The 15,525-nt window shown below is 67.8% G+C and carries 14 protein-coding genes; 8 read left to right on the top strand and 6 right to left on the bottom strand.

Annotated features, from left to right (window positions below; genetic code table 11):
• Positions 1-12: 12 nt before the first annotated feature.
• The 3 genes from fabB to EPA64_RS00590 all read left to right on the top strand — a co-directional run bounded on the left by fabB (position 13) and on the right by EPA64_RS00590 (position 2,968).
• On the top strand, positions 13-1,242 hold the full coding sequence (fabB, locus tag EPA64_RS00600) for a beta-ketoacyl-ACP synthase I (protein ID WP_134724312.1): 1,230 nt from the start codon (positions 13-15) through the stop codon (positions 1,240-1,242).
• A 19-nt stretch (positions 1,243-1,261) separates the two neighbouring features.
• On the top strand, positions 1,262-2,050 hold the full coding sequence (locus tag EPA64_RS00595; protein WP_134724311.1) for an enoyl-ACP reductase FabI: 789 nt from the start codon (positions 1,262-1,264) through the stop codon (positions 2,048-2,050).
• Between the two features lie 75 nt (positions 2,051-2,125).
• Positions 2,126-2,968, top strand: a complete 843-nt coding sequence (locus EPA64_RS00590; RefSeq protein WP_134724310.1) for an alpha/beta fold hydrolase — start codon at positions 2,126-2,128, stop codon at positions 2,966-2,968.
• A gap of 44 nt (positions 2,969-3,012) precedes the next feature.
• On the opposite strand, the gene EPA64_RS00585 is transcribed toward EPA64_RS00590, so the two are convergent.
• Both EPA64_RS00585 and thyX read right to left on the bottom strand, forming a co-directional pair.
• Positions 3,013-4,008 carry a ParA family protein gene (locus tag EPA64_RS00585; protein WP_220443685.1) on the bottom strand — a complete coding sequence of 332 codons (996 nt, stop codon included), beginning with the start codon at positions 4,006-4,008 and terminating at the stop codon, positions 3,013-3,015.
• A gap of 78 nt (positions 4,009-4,086) precedes the next feature.
• Positions 4,087-4,995, bottom strand: coding sequence for an FAD-dependent thymidylate synthase (gene thyX / locus EPA64_RS00580; RefSeq protein ID WP_134724309.1), 909 nt, complete (start codon positions 4,993-4,995; stop codon positions 4,087-4,089).
• A gap of 89 nt (positions 4,996-5,084) precedes the next feature.
• Here thyX and EPA64_RS00575 point away from each other — a divergent pair, with 89 nt between their 5' ends.
• Positions 5,085-5,513: a VOC family protein gene (locus EPA64_RS00575; protein ID WP_134724308.1), complete on the top strand. Its 429-nt coding sequence runs from the start codon at positions 5,085-5,087 to the stop codon at positions 5,511-5,513.
• 35 nt (positions 5,514-5,548) lie between these two features.
• Here the strand turns inward: EPA64_RS00575 and EPA64_RS00570 are convergent, their stop codons facing one another.
• Both EPA64_RS00570 and EPA64_RS00565 read right to left on the bottom strand, forming a co-directional pair.
• Entirely contained in the window at positions 5,549-6,004 is a 456-nt protein-coding gene (locus tag EPA64_RS00570) for a MarR family winged helix-turn-helix transcriptional regulator (protein ID WP_134724719.1), read from the bottom strand.
• A 129-nt stretch (positions 6,005-6,133) separates the two neighbouring features.
• The gene (locus EPA64_RS00565) at positions 6,134-6,424 is read right to left on the bottom strand and encodes an FAD assembly factor SdhE (protein ID WP_246026535.1); all 291 of its coding nucleotides are present in this window, start codon (positions 6,422-6,424) and stop codon (positions 6,134-6,136) included.
• A gap of 86 nt (positions 6,425-6,510) precedes the next feature.
• On the opposite strand from EPA64_RS00565, the gene EPA64_RS00560 reads away from it, so the two are divergent.
• From EPA64_RS00560 to EPA64_RS00550, 3 genes are all read left to right on the top strand, one after another.
• Complete coding sequence (locus EPA64_RS00560) at positions 6,511-7,713, top strand: pyridoxal phosphate-dependent aminotransferase (protein ID WP_134724307.1); 1,203 nt, start codon at positions 6,511-6,513, stop codon at positions 7,711-7,713.
• 76 nt (positions 7,714-7,789) lie between these two features.
• The gene (locus EPA64_RS00555) at positions 7,790-8,173 is read left to right on the top strand and encodes a host attachment family protein (RefSeq protein ID WP_134724306.1); all 384 of its coding nucleotides are present in this window, start codon (positions 7,790-7,792) and stop codon (positions 8,171-8,173) included.
• A 96-nt stretch (positions 8,174-8,269) separates the two neighbouring features.
• Complete coding sequence (locus EPA64_RS00550) at positions 8,270-9,811, top strand: phospholipase D family protein (protein ID WP_425467002.1); 1,542 nt, start codon at positions 8,270-8,272, stop codon at positions 9,809-9,811.
• A gap of 102 nt (positions 9,812-9,913) precedes the next feature.
• Here the strand turns inward: EPA64_RS00550 and EPA64_RS00545 are convergent, their stop codons facing one another.
• The gene (locus EPA64_RS00545; RefSeq protein WP_134724305.1) at positions 9,914-12,058 is read right to left on the bottom strand and encodes a malate synthase G; all 2,145 of its coding nucleotides are present in this window, start codon (positions 12,056-12,058) and stop codon (positions 9,914-9,916) included.
• A 104-nt stretch (positions 12,059-12,162) separates the two neighbouring features.
• Here EPA64_RS00545 and EPA64_RS00540 point away from each other — a divergent pair, with 104 nt between their 5' ends.
• Positions 12,163-12,942: an IclR family transcriptional regulator gene (locus tag EPA64_RS00540; protein WP_134724304.1), complete on the top strand. Its 780-nt coding sequence runs from the start codon at positions 12,163-12,165 to the stop codon at positions 12,940-12,942.
• Positions 12,943-13,094: 152 nt separating this feature from the next.
• Here EPA64_RS00540 and parC read toward each other — a convergent pair whose 3' ends face one another.
• Positions 13,095-15,323, bottom strand: coding sequence for a DNA topoisomerase IV subunit A (gene parC, locus EPA64_RS00535; protein ID WP_134724303.1), 2,229 nt, complete (start codon positions 15,321-15,323; stop codon positions 13,095-13,097).
• Positions 15,324-15,525 lie beyond the last annotated feature (202 nt).

The following is a 15,525-nucleotide window of genomic DNA, read 5'->3' as shown; positions in this document are numbered from 1 at the left end:
GAGGGCCGCACCATGCGCCGCGTCGTCATCACAGGGCTGGGCATCGTCTCGCCCATCGGCAACAACGCCGCCGAGGTCACCGACAGCCTGCGCGTCGGCCGGTCGGGCATCGTGGCCGCGCCCGATTACACCGAACACGGGTTCCGCAGCCAGGTCCACGGCAGGCCCGACATCGACATCGCGGCCCACGTGGACAAGCGCGACCTGCGCTTCATGGGTGAGGGCGCGGCCTGGAACTTTATCGCCATGCAGCAGGCGGTGGCGGACAGCGGGCTGGAACCGGACGACGTGTCCAACCCCCGCACCGGCCTGATCATGGGGTCGGGCGGGCCGTCCACCTCGAACTTTTTCCAGGCGCACCAGACCGTCATCGAAAAGGGCGCGCCCAAGCGCATGGGACCGTTCATGGTCACGCGCTGCATGTCGTCCACGAACTCGGCCTGCCTGGCCACGCCGTTTTCGATCAAGGGTGTGAACTATTCGATCACCTCGGCCTGTTCGACCAGCGCGCATTGCATCGGCAACGGCGTCGAGCAGATCCAGATGGGCAAGCAGGACATCGTCTTCGCCGGCGGCGGCGAAGAGCTGGACTGGACGCTGTCGTGCCTGTTCGACGCGATGGGCGCGATGTCGTCGAAATACAACGACACGCCCCCGACGGCCTCGCGCCCGTTCGACGCGACCCGCGACGGGTTCGTCATCGCGGGCGGCGGCGGCGTCGTCGTGCTGGAGGAGCTGGAGCACGCCCTGGCGCGCGGCGCGAAGATCTATGCCGAGGTCACCGGCTATGGCGCGACCAGCGACGGCTATGACATGGTCGCCCCGTCCGGCGAGGGAGGCGAGCGGTCGATGCGGCTGGCCCTGGCCACCCTGCCCGAGGGGCGTCAGATCAGCTATGTCAACGCGCACGGCACCTCGACCCAGGCCGGCGACGTGACCGAGATCCAGGCCCTGCGCCGGGTCTTTGGCGAAGGCAGCGTGCCGCCGGTGTCGTCCACCAAGTCGCTGACCGGCCACAGCCTGGGCGCGACCGGCGTCCACGAGGCGATCTATTGCCTGCTGATGATGCAGGAAGGGTTCATCGCCGCATCCGCCAACATCACCCAGCTTGACCCCGAGATCCGCCCCGAGGAAATCGCCATGCAGCGCGTGGACGGGGTGGACTTTGACAGCGTGTTGTCGAACAGCTTTGGTTTTGGGGGCACCAACGCGACGCTGGTGCTGTCCCGTTACCGGGACTGATTTTCAACAAGGGTTTGACATGCCTGGATTGCTGCAGGGGAAACGCGCGCTTGTCATGGGTGTCGCGAATGATCGCTCGATCGCCTGGGGGATCGCGCGCGCGCTGTCCGCGCAGGGGGCCGAGATCGCGTTTTCCTATCAGGGCGAGGCGTTCGCCAAGCGGGTCCAGCCGCTGGCGGCCTCGTTGGGGTCGGATCTGCTGGTCGACGTTGACGTGACGGACGACGCCTCGCTGGACGCGGCCTTTGCCACGCTGGCCGGCCGCTGGGACCGGCTGGACATCGTGGTCCACGCCATCGCCTTTTCCAGCAAGGACGAGCTGACCGGCCGTTTCGTCAACACCAGCCGCGCCAATTTTCGGCAGTCGCTGGACATTTCCTGTTATTCCCTGATCGAGATCGCCCGCCGCGCCATGCCGTTGATGACCGAAGGGGGCACGATCCTGACGCTGACCTATGCCGGGTCGAACCGGGTGACGCCGTTCTATAACGTCATGGGGGTCGCAAAGGCGGCGCTGGAATCGGCGGTGCGTTATCTGGCCAACGACCTTGGCCCGCAAGGCATCCGCGTGAACGCCATCAGCCCCGGTCCGATGAAGACCCTGGCAGGTGCTGCCATCGGCGGCGCCCGCAAGACCTTTCGCCACACCGAGGCCAACGCGCCCCTGCGCGCCAACGCCACGCTGGAGGCGATCGGCGGCACGGCGGCATGGCTGGCGTCGGACTGGGGCGCCTGCACAACGGGCGAGGTCGTGAAGGTGGACGGCGGCTATCACGTGCTGGGAATGCCGCAGTCCGAGAATATCTGACGCCGGACCGGGGATCAGACCGGGGGCCAGCCCCCGGACCCCCGGAGTATTTGCGCCAAGAAGAATGAGGGCCCGATGGAAACGCAGTTCTTCACCGCGCCGGACGGCGCACGACTGGCCTATCGGGATCAGGGCGCGGGGCTGCCGGTCCTGTGCCTGGCCGGACTGACCCGCAGCATGGACGATTTCGACTATCTCGCGCCGACGCTGGCCGACTGCCGGATGATCCGAATGGACTATCGCGGGCGCGGACAGTCGGACTGGACCGGGGCCGAGACCTATACCGTCCCGGTCGAGGGCGCGGACGCGCTGGCGCTGCTGGATCATCTTGGCATTGCGAAGGCGGCGATCGTCGGCACCTCTCGCGGGGGGCTGATCGCCATGTATCTGGCGGCGGTGGCCAAGGACCGGCTGCTGGGCGTCTGCCTGAACGACGTAGGCCCCCAGCTGCGGCGCGAGGGGCTGGAGGCGATCATGGACTATGTCGGCCGCCGCCCGACCGCCCGGACGCTGGCCGAAGTGGCCGAGCAGCTGCCAGGGGTGCTGCGTGGTTTCGGCGAGGTGCCCGCGGGCCGGTGGGAGGAGGAGGCCGCGCGGCTTTACCGGCAGGCCGAGGACGGGGTGAACCTGACCTATGATCCGGCCCTGCGGGAGGCGTTTCTGGCGGCGTTCAAGAACCCTGACGCGACGGCGTGGCCGCTGTTCGACGCGATGGAGGGGCTGCCGGTGGCGCTGATCCACGGCGACGGGTCAGACCTGCTGGGGGATGACGCGGTGGAGGAGATGCGGCGGCGGCGGCCGGACATGATCTATGGGAAGGTGCCGGGGCGGGGGCATATCCCGTGGCTGGATGAGGGGGAGAGTGTGGCGGTGGTCAGGGAATGGGTGGGGAGGGTTGTAGGGGCGGTTGGTTCCTAAGAATAGGATAGGGTGCGAGCTTTGCTCGCACCCATGTTGGAGTCCTACTTAGCCACTACATTCTCGATGGTTTGAACAATTTCATCGAAAAGGGAAATAGCTTCTTTCGCCTTTGTCTGATGAGCACCCCTCAAACCATGCTTACCAGTGCAGTCAAAAATTGGAAGCTTAGCCTCCTGCGAATAAGGAACGAGGCTGTGAAGATTCGGTATCTTACCCAAGCTGTAATTACCATCATCCCAATTAATTACCTGCCCCTCGCCGAGCTTGGTGACAATATTATCCTGAACTGCCGCCTCCAACCGACCGCCGTATATACCCCACCCAGCTGTCATACCTTCTTCATTGTTCCGCATGTTGTGCATCTGCTGAACATACCCGAGATAAACAGGCCTACCAGCAGGAATTGACAAATCGTCTCCTTTCCAGTTGTCGTGCACTTGCTGCCATTGATTTCGCCAGTTAACTAGCTTTCTGCCGAGGTTCTCGGTGCCCTGAATCGAAAAGAGATCCGGAGCAACCGGAGTCATAAAGTAATCACTTCCAGCGAGAACAGCGCGATTGAGCGCGCCGAGATTTGGTCCCATATCAATAAGCACGACATCAATGCTCAACTCCTTAATACACGCTACTATATACCGATGTATTGCGGACTGAATTCTCAACGAAGCCTCTGCACCGCCAAGCGCCGCGTTCCAGGAGTCCCCAAGCCGGTCTTCAAAGTCACTCAGACGCAAGTCCCCTGGGACAAGATAAAGCGAGCCTTGCGCCTTTTCCAGCTTCGTTGGAGCCCTGTAATCAATGTCGCCAGTACCCTTAATGATCGGCTCAACAACTCGATAGATAGAGTTTCCCCTAGACTGCCAAGCCCCCTCTATTTCATCAGGATTAAGGCAGTAATTCGTGAGATTCCCCTGAGTATCACAATCAACCATGAGAACTGCGTGACCACGCCGGGCAAGAATGTGAGCGATGTGAAACATGTAGGTTGTTTTTCCTACGCCGCCCTTATTGTTGAATACACTAAGCACCGTAGCCACAATTGCATCCTTTAGCTAGATTTCTTTTAGTTAGATAAACCTACACGTCAACACCGACCAGAGCAATTGCTAAGAAGTTTACTTTCCCCACACCCCCTCAAACTCCCGCCACTCGCCCTTGCTCATCCCGCTGGTCTCCTGCGTGACCGTCTCGCCCGCCAACCGCCGCTTCAGCACCTCCACGGCTTTCCCGGACAGCGACACCCCGCCCAGCCGGTAGTCCTCGAACGCCGCATAGGCCAGCGGCACCCAGTCGGCCACGATGCGGCACATCGCCTCGGCATAGACGCGGATCTCATACTGCGCGTGGGCGTCGGCGCGCAGGCGCAGGAAATGGAACAAATTGTGCAGGTCGGTCTTCCAGTACCATTGCGTATAGATATTCGCCGGCAGGTTCATCCGCGCCAGTTCCCGCGCCAGACCCTGCTGCCCCTCCTGGCTCAGCATCCCCTCGTAATGGTCATAGGACCGCATCGCGTCGTCCCGCAGGATGTCTAGGACGCGCTGCGCCTCGTCGCCCGACAGCACCGCGCCGCGGCCCTGGTTGTTCACCGTGGATTGGGCGGCAAGCTGTTCGGGCGCGGGGATATAGAACTCGCGGTCGAGGATCGAATAGCGGGCGGAATATTCGTTCACGTTCGCCGTGCGGTGGCGGATCCACTGGCGGGCGACGAAGACCGGCAGCTTGACGTGGAACTTGACCTCGCACATCTCGAAGGGGGTCGAATGCCAGTGCCGCATCAGATAGCGGATCAGCCCCTCGTCGTTCGACACCGCCCTGGTGCCGCGGCCATAGCTGACGCGGGCGGCCTGCACGATGGCGCCGTCGTCGCCCATATAGTCGATGACGCGGACCAGCCCGTGGTCCAGCACCGGATGGGCGACGTACAGGTGCCGTTCGATCCCCTCGGCCACGGCGCGCAGGGTGGGGCGGGGGGTGGCGCGGGCCTCGTCGATCTCGGCTTGCTGCGCGGGGGTCAGGGGCATGGTCGGTCCTTTCGCGGCGTGTCCACGACTGTCTAGCGGAGCCGCGCCAGCCGTGAAAGGATGGCGCCGACAAACCGAAAGGAACCGGCATGGAAATCCGCTATCTGCACACGATGGTGCGCGTCCTCGACCTCGACGCCTCGATGCGCTTCTTCAGCCTGCTGGGGCTGGTCGAGACGCGGCGGATCGAGAACGACAAGGGCCGCTTCACGCTGGTCTTCATGGCGCCGCCCGGCCAGCCCGAGACGCCGGTCGAACTGACCTTCAACTGGGACGGGGACGAGGGCCTGCCGTCCGACAGCCGGCATTTTGGCCATCTCGCCTATCGGGTCGGGGACATCTACGCGACGTGCCAGCATCTGATGGACAACGGCGTGACGATCAACCGCCCGCCGCGCGACGGGCACATGGCGTTCGTGCGCAGCCCCGACAACGTGTCGATCGAGCTTTTGCAAGAGGGCGAGCACCTGCCCCCGCAGGAACCCTGGGCCAGCATGCCGAACACCGGACACTGGTGACGCCGCCTTTCACGACGCGGGCGGGCCGCTGATCGTCAATAGATATAGCGGATCTGTTCCGCCCAATAGCGTTCCACCCGCCGCCATTGCAGGTTCACCTGCGGCAGCGGCGGGTCGTCCAGCACGCCCGACATCCGCAGCCCTGCGGCGTGGCGCGCGAACAGCCGCGCCACCGTGTCGCGGACCTCGACGCCGCTGTCGGACAGGCGGACCCGCACCGACCGGCGGTCCATGTCGCAGCGGGCGTGATGGACATAGCCCATCTGGACCAGCTTTTTCAGGTTATAGCTGACGTTCGATCCCTGATACATGCCGCGCGACCGCAGCTCGCCCGCCGACACCTCGGCCGCGCCCAGGTTATACAGCAGCAGCGCCTGGACCGGGGTCAGGTCGTCCTGCGCCAGCCGTTCGAACTCATCCTTGATCAGGTCCAGCATCAGCCGGTGCAGCCGGTCCAGGATCTGCAGGCTTTCCGCATAGGCCGCGGCCATGTCCGGGCTGTCGTCGCCGTCAAGGTCAAGGCTGCTGTTGGCAGAGGCGATCAGGGCAAGGCGTGTCATCGGCACCATCCGCGTTGGGGCGTGATGTGGCCAGACTGTCGCAAAAACCCCAAGATTCGGTTAAGCGCCCCGGATTTCCCGCAGGCGCCCGGCGGAATGGGCCGCGATGTCGTCCAGCAGCGCGGCGTGCCGGTCAGGCCCGGCGGTCCCGCCGTTGATCCGGGCCGTCACCCACAGATACAGATCCTGGTCGTTTTCATCCAGCAGCACCTCATAGGCGTCCAGCGCCTCGGCGGCCAGCGCGTCCAGCCGCGCCTCGGCATAGGGGCCAAGGATCAGGTCCATCTCGCGCATGCCGCGCCGCCAGCTGCGCATCGTCACCCGTTTCAGCCGCGTCGCCCGGTCTTCCATGTCGCCCCGCCTTCCATGCCGCCCCGGCTTGCAGCCCCGCCGCGCCGCGCCTATCACGGGAAAACCCCCGGAAAAAGGCGTGGAACATGAGCTTTCTGTCGCAGACCCTTGCCCGCGTCAAACCCTCGCCCACCATCGCCATGACCGGGCTTGCGCGCGACCTGGCCGCGCAGGGCCGCGACATCATCAGCCTGTCGGCGGGCGAGCCCGACTTTGACACCCCCGCGCATATCCGCCAGGCGGCCAAGGACGCCATCGACGCGGGCCATACCCGCTATACCGCCGTGGACGGCATCTCCGAGCTGAAGCGCGCCGTCGCCGACAAGTTCGCGCGGGAAAACGGGCTGGACTATGCGCCGCAGCAGGTGACGGTGGGGACCGGCGGCAAGCAGATCCTGTATAACGCACTGATCGCCACGCTGAATCCCGGCGACGAGGTCATCATCCCCGCGCCCTATTGGGTCAGCTATCCCGACATGGTGACGCTGGGCGGCGGCACGCCCGTCGTCATCAAGGCCGGGATCGAGAACGGCTATCGCATCGCCCCCGAACAGCTCGACGCGGCCATCACGTCCCGGACGAAATGGGTGATCCTGAACTCGCCCTCGAATCCCACCGGCGCCGGCTATGGCGAGGCCGAGATGCGGGCGCTGACCGACGTGCTGATGCGCCATCCGCAAGTCTGGGTGCTGGCCGACGACATCTATGAGCATCTCGTCTATGACGATTTCCGCTTTGTGACGCCCGCGCAGGTGGAACCGCGGCTGATCGACCGCACCCTGACCATGAACGGCGTCAGCAAGGCCTATGCGATGACCGGCTGGCGCATCGGCTATGGCGCGGGGCCGGTCGAACTGATCCGCGCCATGGCCAACGTGCAGTCGCAATCGACCTCGAACCCCTGTTCGATCAGCCAGTATGCGGCGCTGGCCGCGCTGGAGGGGCCGCAGGATTACATCGCCGAAAGCCGCGCCGTGTTCCAGCGCCGCCGCGACCTGGTGGTCGCCGGGCTGAACCAGTGCGAGGGCATCGACTGCCCCACCCCGCAGGGGGCGTTCTATGTCTATCCCTCGATCGCCCGGCTGATCGGGCGGCGCACGCCCGAGGGCACGGCGATCACCGACGATCAGGTCTTTGCGATGGAACTGCTGAACGCCACCGGCGTCGCGGTCGTCTTCGGCGCGGCCTTCGGCCTCAGCCCGCATTTCCGCATCAGCTATGCGGCGTCGGACGCCCAGCTGACCGACGCGGTGGCGCGCATCCGGGGCTTTTGCGGCAGCCTGTCCTGATCCCCGGCGCGGGCCGGTCAGGAACCGGACCCGCCAGCCGGCGTTGGCCCGAAAAGCTCGCCGAAAGGACAAGGACATGCTGTCTCATAATGCGCTGGTCGTGGTGGCCGACGGGCATCGCGCCGTGCTGTTTCGCAACGTCGCGCGGCACGGGGTCGATCTGCACGAGGTCGAGCGGGTGTCCCCCCAGCACCTGCAGGACGAAAGCCAGGGCAGGCAGCCCGAGGACACGACGCCGCGCGACGAGGACGAGGCGACCTTTGCCAAGCAGCTGGCGGAACGGCTGAACGCGATGGTGCTGCAGAACAAGATCGATCAGCTGGCGATCATCGCCGACCCCTCGACCCTGGGGTCGATGCGCAAGCATTATCACAAGATGCTGGAACAAAAGCTGGTCAAGGAACTGCCCAAGACGCTGACGGCCGCCACAAGCGAGGAAATCGCCCGCGCGCTGGCCTGACGTCGCAAGCCCGCGACGTGACGACCATCATCGGCCCGCGCCACCGGCGCGCGGGCGCCAGCGGGTGAGGCCGCATTGAAAAGGCCGCGGCGCAAGGTGTTGACGACGACCCTGATCCTGCTCTGCATCTGCGCGGCGGCGATCTTCGCCGCGCATCTCGCGTTTCGCCCCCCTGACATGACGGGCCGCAGCGTCAGCGCCGCCATCCCCGCGTCCGACCGCACCACGCTGGGCCGCGCCGTGACGGCGGCCGCGGGGAACGTGCCGCACGACAGCGGGGTCATGCCGCTGCTGACCGGGCTGGACGCGCTGGGCGCGCGCATCGCCGTCATCCGCGCCGCCGAGGAAACGCTGGACCTGCAGTATTACATCTGGCAGCGCGACGCGACGGGCCTGACGCTGCTGACCGAACTGCACGCGGCGGCCGACCGCGGGGTGCGCATCCGGCTGCTGCTGGACGACAACGGCATCGCGGGGCTGGACGCCGACCTTGCCGCGCTGAACACCCTGCCCACGGTCGAGGTGCGGCTGTTCAACCCCTTCATCCTGCGCCGGCCCAAGTCGCTGGGCTTTGCCTTCGACTTTCTGCGGCTGAACCGGCGGATGCACAACAAGTCGCTGACCGCCGACGGCGCGGTCACGATCCTGGGCGGGCGCAACATCGGCGACATCTACTTCTCGTTCGGCGCGGGGCCGCATTACCTGGATACGGACGTGCTGGCGGTGGGCGCGGTCGCGGCCGACGCGGGGGCGGATTTCGACGGATACTGGGCGTCGGGGTCGGCCTATCCGGCCGAGCTGATCCTGCCGGACGCGCCCGGCGGGCTGGAACGGACGCAGGCGGATGCGGACCGGCTGACCGAAAGCGACGACTGGCTTGCTCACCGGGCGGCGGTCCGGTCGGCGCCGCTGATGGACAAGCTGGCGCAGGGGGCCGCGGTGCTGGAATGGGCGCCGGTCACGTTGATGAGCGACGATCCCGCCAAGGGGCTTGGCAAGGTCCGCACCCGCGACCTGCTGTATGCCCAGCTGATGCGGCTGATGGCTTCGCCCGACCGGTCGGTGGACATCGTGTCGGCCTATTTCGTGCCGGGGCGGCGGCTGACCGAACGGCTGGCGCGCCTGGCGGGCGAGGGCAGGCGCGTGCGCGTGCTGACCAACTCGCAAGAGGCGACGGACGTGCTGGTCGTTCATTCGGCCTATGTGAAATACCGTCCCGCCCTGCTGCGCGGGGGCGTCGCGCTGTTCGAGATGCGGGCCACCGCCGGCACCCCGCGCGAACCGCGCGTCCCCGGCGCCTCGACCCGCGCCAGCCTGCATTCCAAGACGGTGACCGTGGACGGCGAACGGATCTTCATCGGGTCGTTCAACCTCGACCCGCGATCGGTGATGCTCAACACCGAAATGGGCGTGATGATCGAAAGCCGCCGCGTGGCCGCGCAGGTCAACGAGGGGCTGGACCGGGTGCTGCCCACGCTGTCCTATGGCCCGGTGCTGGACGACCGCGGCCGGATCGTCTGGCACCAGCCGGCCGGCGACGATCCGGTGACGATCCACCGGACCGAGCCGGGCACCAACCTGGCCCAGCGGGTGTTCCTGTGGCTGCTGGGCCGGCTGCCGATCGAATGGCTGCTTTAGCGGCCCCAGCCGCGGCCCCGTGTCCGCCCCAGCCCGCCTGCCGCCTCCCTCGCCGCGCCCGCCTCAGGCTCCCATCCTCAACTCGCCTGCCCTCTACCGCCGTCAGCCCGCCGCCTGCCGCTTGGCCGCGCGCCGGGCGGCATGCAGCAGCGGTTCGGTATAGCCGGACGGCTGGTCCGCGCCCTTCAGGATCAGGTCGCGGGCGGCGTTGAACGCAGGCCCGTCCAGCCCCGGCGCCATCGGCCGATAGGCCGGGTCGCCCGCGTTCTGGGCATCGACCCTGGCCGCCATCCGCGCCAGCGATTCCTGCACCTGCGCCTCGGTGATGATCCCGTGCATCAGCCAGTTCGCCAGATGCTGCGAGGAGATCCGCAGCGTCGCGCGATCCTCCATCAGCGCCACGTCGTTGATGTCGGGCACCTTGGAACAGCCGACGCCCTGATCGACCCAGCGCACCACATAGCCCAGGATCGACTGGCACGAGTTGTCGATCTCGTGCGCGACCTCGGCCTCGGACAGGTTCGCGCCGCCCAGCATCGGGGGCGTCAGCAGCGCGGTGCGCGACGCGGGCGCGCGCCCGGCCAGCGACTGCTGCACCCTGTCCACATCGACCAGGTGGTAATGCGTCGCGTGCAGCGTGGCGGCGGTGGGCGAGGGCACCCACGCGGTGCTGGCACCGGCTTGCGGGTGGGCGATCTTGGCGTCCAGCATCGCGGCCATGTCGTCGGGGCGCGCCCACATGCCCTTGCCGATCTGCGCGCGGCCCGCCATCCCGGCGGCAAGCCCGGCATCGACGTTGCCCGCCTCATAGGCCGCCAGCCACGGCTGGTCCTTCATCGCCTCCTTGGGGACAACCGGACCCGCCTGCATCGAGGTGTGGATCTCGTCCCCGGTGCGGTCCAGAAAGCCGGTGTTGATGAACACGCAGCGATCCCGGACCGCCGCGATGCAGGCCGCAAGGTTGGCCGAGGTGCGGCGCTCTTCGTCCATGACGCCCAGCTTGACGGTGTTGGCGGGCAGGCCCAGCACCTGTTCGACGCGGCCATACAGCCGGTCGGCGAACGCCACCTCGTCGGGGCCGTGCATCTTGGGCTTGACCACATAGACCGACCCGGCCCGGCTGTTTTTCGGCCCGTCGGTGCGGTTCAGGTCGTGCATGGCGGCGGCGACCGTCACCATCGCGTCCATGATCCCCTCGGGCGTTTCCCGCCCGTCCAGCAGCACCGCGTCGGTGGTCATCAGATGGCCCACGTTGCGCACCAGCAGCACGGCGCGGCCGGGATGCGTCGCGGTCCGGCCCTGCGGGTCGAGATAGTCCACGTCAGGGTTCAGCCGCCGCGTCATCGTCCGGCCGCCCTTGTCAAACGTCTCGGCCAGATCGCCGCGCATCAGCCCCAGCCAGGCGCGATAGACCTGCACCTTGTCCTGGGCATCCACGGCGGCCACGCTGTCCTCGGCGTCCTGGATGGCGGTCAGGGCGCTTTCGATCAGGACATCGGCGATGCCTGCCGGATCGTCGCGGCCGATCACGCTGTCGCGGTCCACGACGATGCGGATCATCAGGCCGTTCACCCGCAGGAACACGTCGCCGGATTCGGTGTATCCGGCGAACTGCGCCGGATCGGCCAGCCCGGTTTCCGCGCCGCCCGCCGTCACCCGCAGCGCGCCGTCGGCGACGCGCATCGCCGTCACGTCCGCCCAGGCCGCACCCGACAGCGGCGCCACGCGGTCCAGATGCGCCCGCGCCCAGGCGATCACCTGCGCGCCCCGCGCGGCGTCATAGCCGCCCGGCGCGGCCCGCCCCGGCAGCGCGTCGGTGCCATACAGCGCGTCATACAGCGACCCCCAGCGCGCATTGGCCGCGTTCAGGGCAAAGCGCGCGTTGCTGACCGGCACGACCAGCTGCGGCCCGGCGATGCCCGCGATTTCAGGGTCAACGTTTTCCGTCGCCACCCGGAACGGCGCGGGGGCGGGCACCAGATAGCCGATGTCGGTCAGGAACGCCTCATAGGCGGCGGCATCGTGGGGCTGGCCGCGGCGGGCGCGGTGCCAGTCGTCGATCTGGCGCTGCAGGTCGCCGCGGCGGTCCAGCAGGGCGCGGTTCTCCGGCCCCAGGTCGCGCAGGATGGCGGCATAGCCCGACCAGAACGCATCGGGCGTGACGCCCCCGGTCAGCACCTCATCCTCGACCAGACGGGCCAGCGGGGCGGCGACGGACAGGCCGTGGCGTTCGACGTAATCGGTCATGGCATCCTCCTGCGGTTGGGCCACGGGATACCATCGCACATCGAAGAACGTGACATTCGCCCCGGTTTTTCCCATCATGCGGAAAGCAACGGGGGAAGGCGGGCATGGCCGAGGCGCGGGACGGGGTTCAGTCGGTGGTGCGGGCGCTGTCGCTGCTGCGGCTGATCGCGCAGGGCGACGGCGGCGCGCGGCTCAGCGATCTGGCGCGGGCGGCGGGGCTGCCGGTGTCCACGGCGCACCGGCTGCTGACCACGCTGGAACAGCAGGGCTTCGCCCAGTTCGAGTCCGCGGGCGCCGTCTGGCATGTCGGGCGCGAGGCGTTCGCGGCCGGCATGGCTTACGGCCGCAAGCTCAGCTTTGTCGCCCCCGCCCTGCCGCTGCTGCGCCGCCTGCGCGATCTGACGCGCGAGACGGCGAACCTGGGCATCCTGGACGACGACCACCTCATCACGCTCAGCCAGGTCGAAAGCCGCGAAATCCGCCGCGCCCTGTCCCCGCCGGGCCGACGGGTGCCGGTGTTCTCATCGGCGATGGGCAAGGCGATCCTGGCCAGCTGGCGCGACGAGGACATCGTGGCGCTGGCCGCCCGCGCCGGGCTGCCGCCGCTGACGTCGAAAAGCCTGTGCACCCCGCAGGCGGCGCTGGCCGACATCGCCCTGACCCGCCGCCGCGGCTGGGCGCTGGACGATGAGGAGTTCGGCATCGGCCTGCGCTGCCTTGCCGCCGTCGTGTGGTCGCCGCTGGGCGAGGCGGCCTGCGCGATCTCGATTTCCGGCGCGGCGGCGCGGCTGACGGACGACCGGCTGGACGCGATGGGCGACCGCGTGCGCCAGGCCGCGACCGACCTGACGGCGCTGCTGGGCGGCGTGCCGCCCGCGGACTGATCCGCGCCTTCAGCCGAAACGGTTGTCGGGGCGTGCCGCCCGCCGACCCGCGCTTTCAGCCGCAGCGGTTGCCAGCGGGTGCCGCCCGCAGACCCGCCCTCTTCAGCCGAAGCGGTTGTCGGGGCGTGCCGCCCGCGGACTGACCCGCGTCCTCAGCCGAAGCGGTTGTCGCGCGGGAACCCGCGCGGGGCCATGCGCCCGGCCGTGGCCCGCTTGCCCAGCCATTCGGTCAGGTCCGGTTCCGTGCGGGTGCGGCCGGCCGGGTCCAGCCACGACAGCCCGACCGACAGGGTGATGCACTTGGCGTCCGCCAGCCCGCCGTCCTTGAACTTTTGCAGGCGCACGCCCTTGCCGCGCCCCATCTCGGGCAGTTCGGACAGCGGGAACACCAGCAGCTTGCGGTTGTCGCCCACGACCGCGACGTGATCGCCCTCGACCCGGCGGACCAGAGCCGCATCGCCGTTCAGCACCTGCTTGCCCGCCCGCGTCTGCGCCAGCATGTCGGCGGCGCCGACCACGAACCCGTCCCCCGCCTTGGACGCGACCAGATACTGCTGGTCCGCGCGCCATGCGAACATCGCCAGCACGGCGGCGTCGTTGGGCAGGTCGATCATCAGACGCAGCGGCTCTCCCAACCCCCGCCCGCCGGGCAGATTGTTGGCGGGCAGCGTATAGAACCGCCCGTTCGCGCCGAAGATCATCAGCTTGTCGGTGGTTTCCGCGTGCAGCGCCATGAACGGCCCGTCGCCGTCGCGGAACTTCAGTTCCGCGTCCAGCGGCTGGTGGCCCTTCATGGCGCGTATCCAGCCCATGCGGGACAGGATCACCGTCACCGGCTCGCGTTCGATCATGGCGTCGAAATCGACCGGCTGCACGTCCTCGGAGGCGGTGATCTCGGTCCGGCGCGCGCCTTCGGGGTTCGACTTGCCGAACAGGCCCCGCACCTCGCGCAGCTGGTCGGCGATGCGCGCCCACTGCCGCCCCTCGTCTGCCAGCAGGGCCAAGAGCCCGCCCTGCTCCTCGGCCAGCCGGTCGCGTTCGGCGCGCAGCTCGATCTCCTCCAGCCGCCGCAGGGCGCGCAGGCGCATGTTCAGGATCGCCTCGACCTGCGCGTCCGACAGGCCGAACTCGGCCATCATCACGGCCTTCGGCTCGTCCTCGTGGCGGATGATCTCGATCACCCGGTCAAGGTTCAGATAGGCCACGATATAGCCGTCCAGCACCTCAAGCCGGGCCGCGATCCTTTCCAGCCGGTGGGCGGACCGGCGCTGCAGCACCTCGCGCCGGTGGTCGAGGAAGGCGCGCAGCATTTCCGACAGCGAGCAGACCTTGGGCGTGCGCCCGTCGATCAGCACGTTCATGTTCAGCCCGAACCGCACCTCGAGGTCGCTGACCCGGAACAGCGCCGCCATCAGCTGCGCGGCATCGACGTTGCGGGCGCGGGGTTCCAGCACGATGCGCACGTCATCGGCGGATTCGTCGCGCACGTCGGCCAGGATCGGGATCTTGCGGGTCGTCACCAGCTCGGCCAGCCGCTCGATCAGGCGGGATTTCTGGACCTGATAGGGGATTTCGGTCACCACGACCTGCCAGGTGCCGCGGCCCAGATCCTCGATCTGCCAGCGCGCCCGCAGGCGCAGGCTGCCGCGCCCGGTGCGATAGGCATCGGCCAGCGTCGCCGCATCCTCGACCAGCACGCCGCCGGTGGGGAAATCGGGGCCGGGCATGATCGCCATCAGCGTCTCGTGCCGGGCATCGGGCGACTTGATCAGGTGCAGGCAGGCGTCCACGACCTCGTGCAGGTTGTGGGGGGGCACGTTGGTGGCCATGCCCACCGCGATGCCCGACGCGCCGTTGCACAGCAGGTTCGGGAACGCCGCCGGCAGCACCACGGGTTCGGTCAGCGTGCCGTCATAGTTCGGGCGGAAATCGACCGCATCCTCGGCCAGCCCGTCCATCAGCGCCTCGGCCGCCAGCGTCAGCCGCGCCTCGGTATAGCGGCTGGCGGCGGGGTTGTCGCCGTCCAGGCTGCCAAAGTTGCCCTGCCCGTCCACCAGCGGATAGCGCATGGCGAAGGGCTGGGCCAGCCGCGCCATCGCGTCATAGATCGCCCCGTCCCCATGCGGGTGATAGTTGCCCATCACGTCGCCGGAAATCTTGGCCGACTTGCGGAACGCGCCGGTGGGCGACAGGCGCAGTTCCCGCATGGCGTAAAGGATGCGGCGGTGGACCGGCTTCAGCCCGTCGCGCGCGTCGGGCAGCGCGCGGTGCATGATCGTGGACAGCGCATAGGTCAGGTAACGCTCGCCGATGGCGCGGCTCAGCGGTTCCGACATCGTGGCGGGCGGGCGGTCGGGATCGGGTGCGTCGGACTGGCTCATCGGCGCTGATCTACGCCCCGTTGCGGGGCTGGTCCAGCCCGGCCGCGGCAATCGTGCAACAGCCCCGGCGGGATGACGCCTTGGTGAGCCACGCGCGGGAACGCAGGCGGACGAAGGGGCGTTTCGCACGTAACCAGTCGTCGGCACGCCCGCGGCTTTGTCCCCATCTGGTCGCCCTGTGGCGGCCAATCAGAAAGGATGG

It is taken from the genome of Paracoccus luteus (assembly GCF_004522155.1).
GTDB classification, from domain to species: domain Bacteria; phylum Pseudomonadota; class Alphaproteobacteria; order Rhodobacterales; family Rhodobacteraceae; genus Paracoccus; species Paracoccus luteus.
This window is presented reverse-complemented; position numbering and strand designations above follow the sequence as displayed.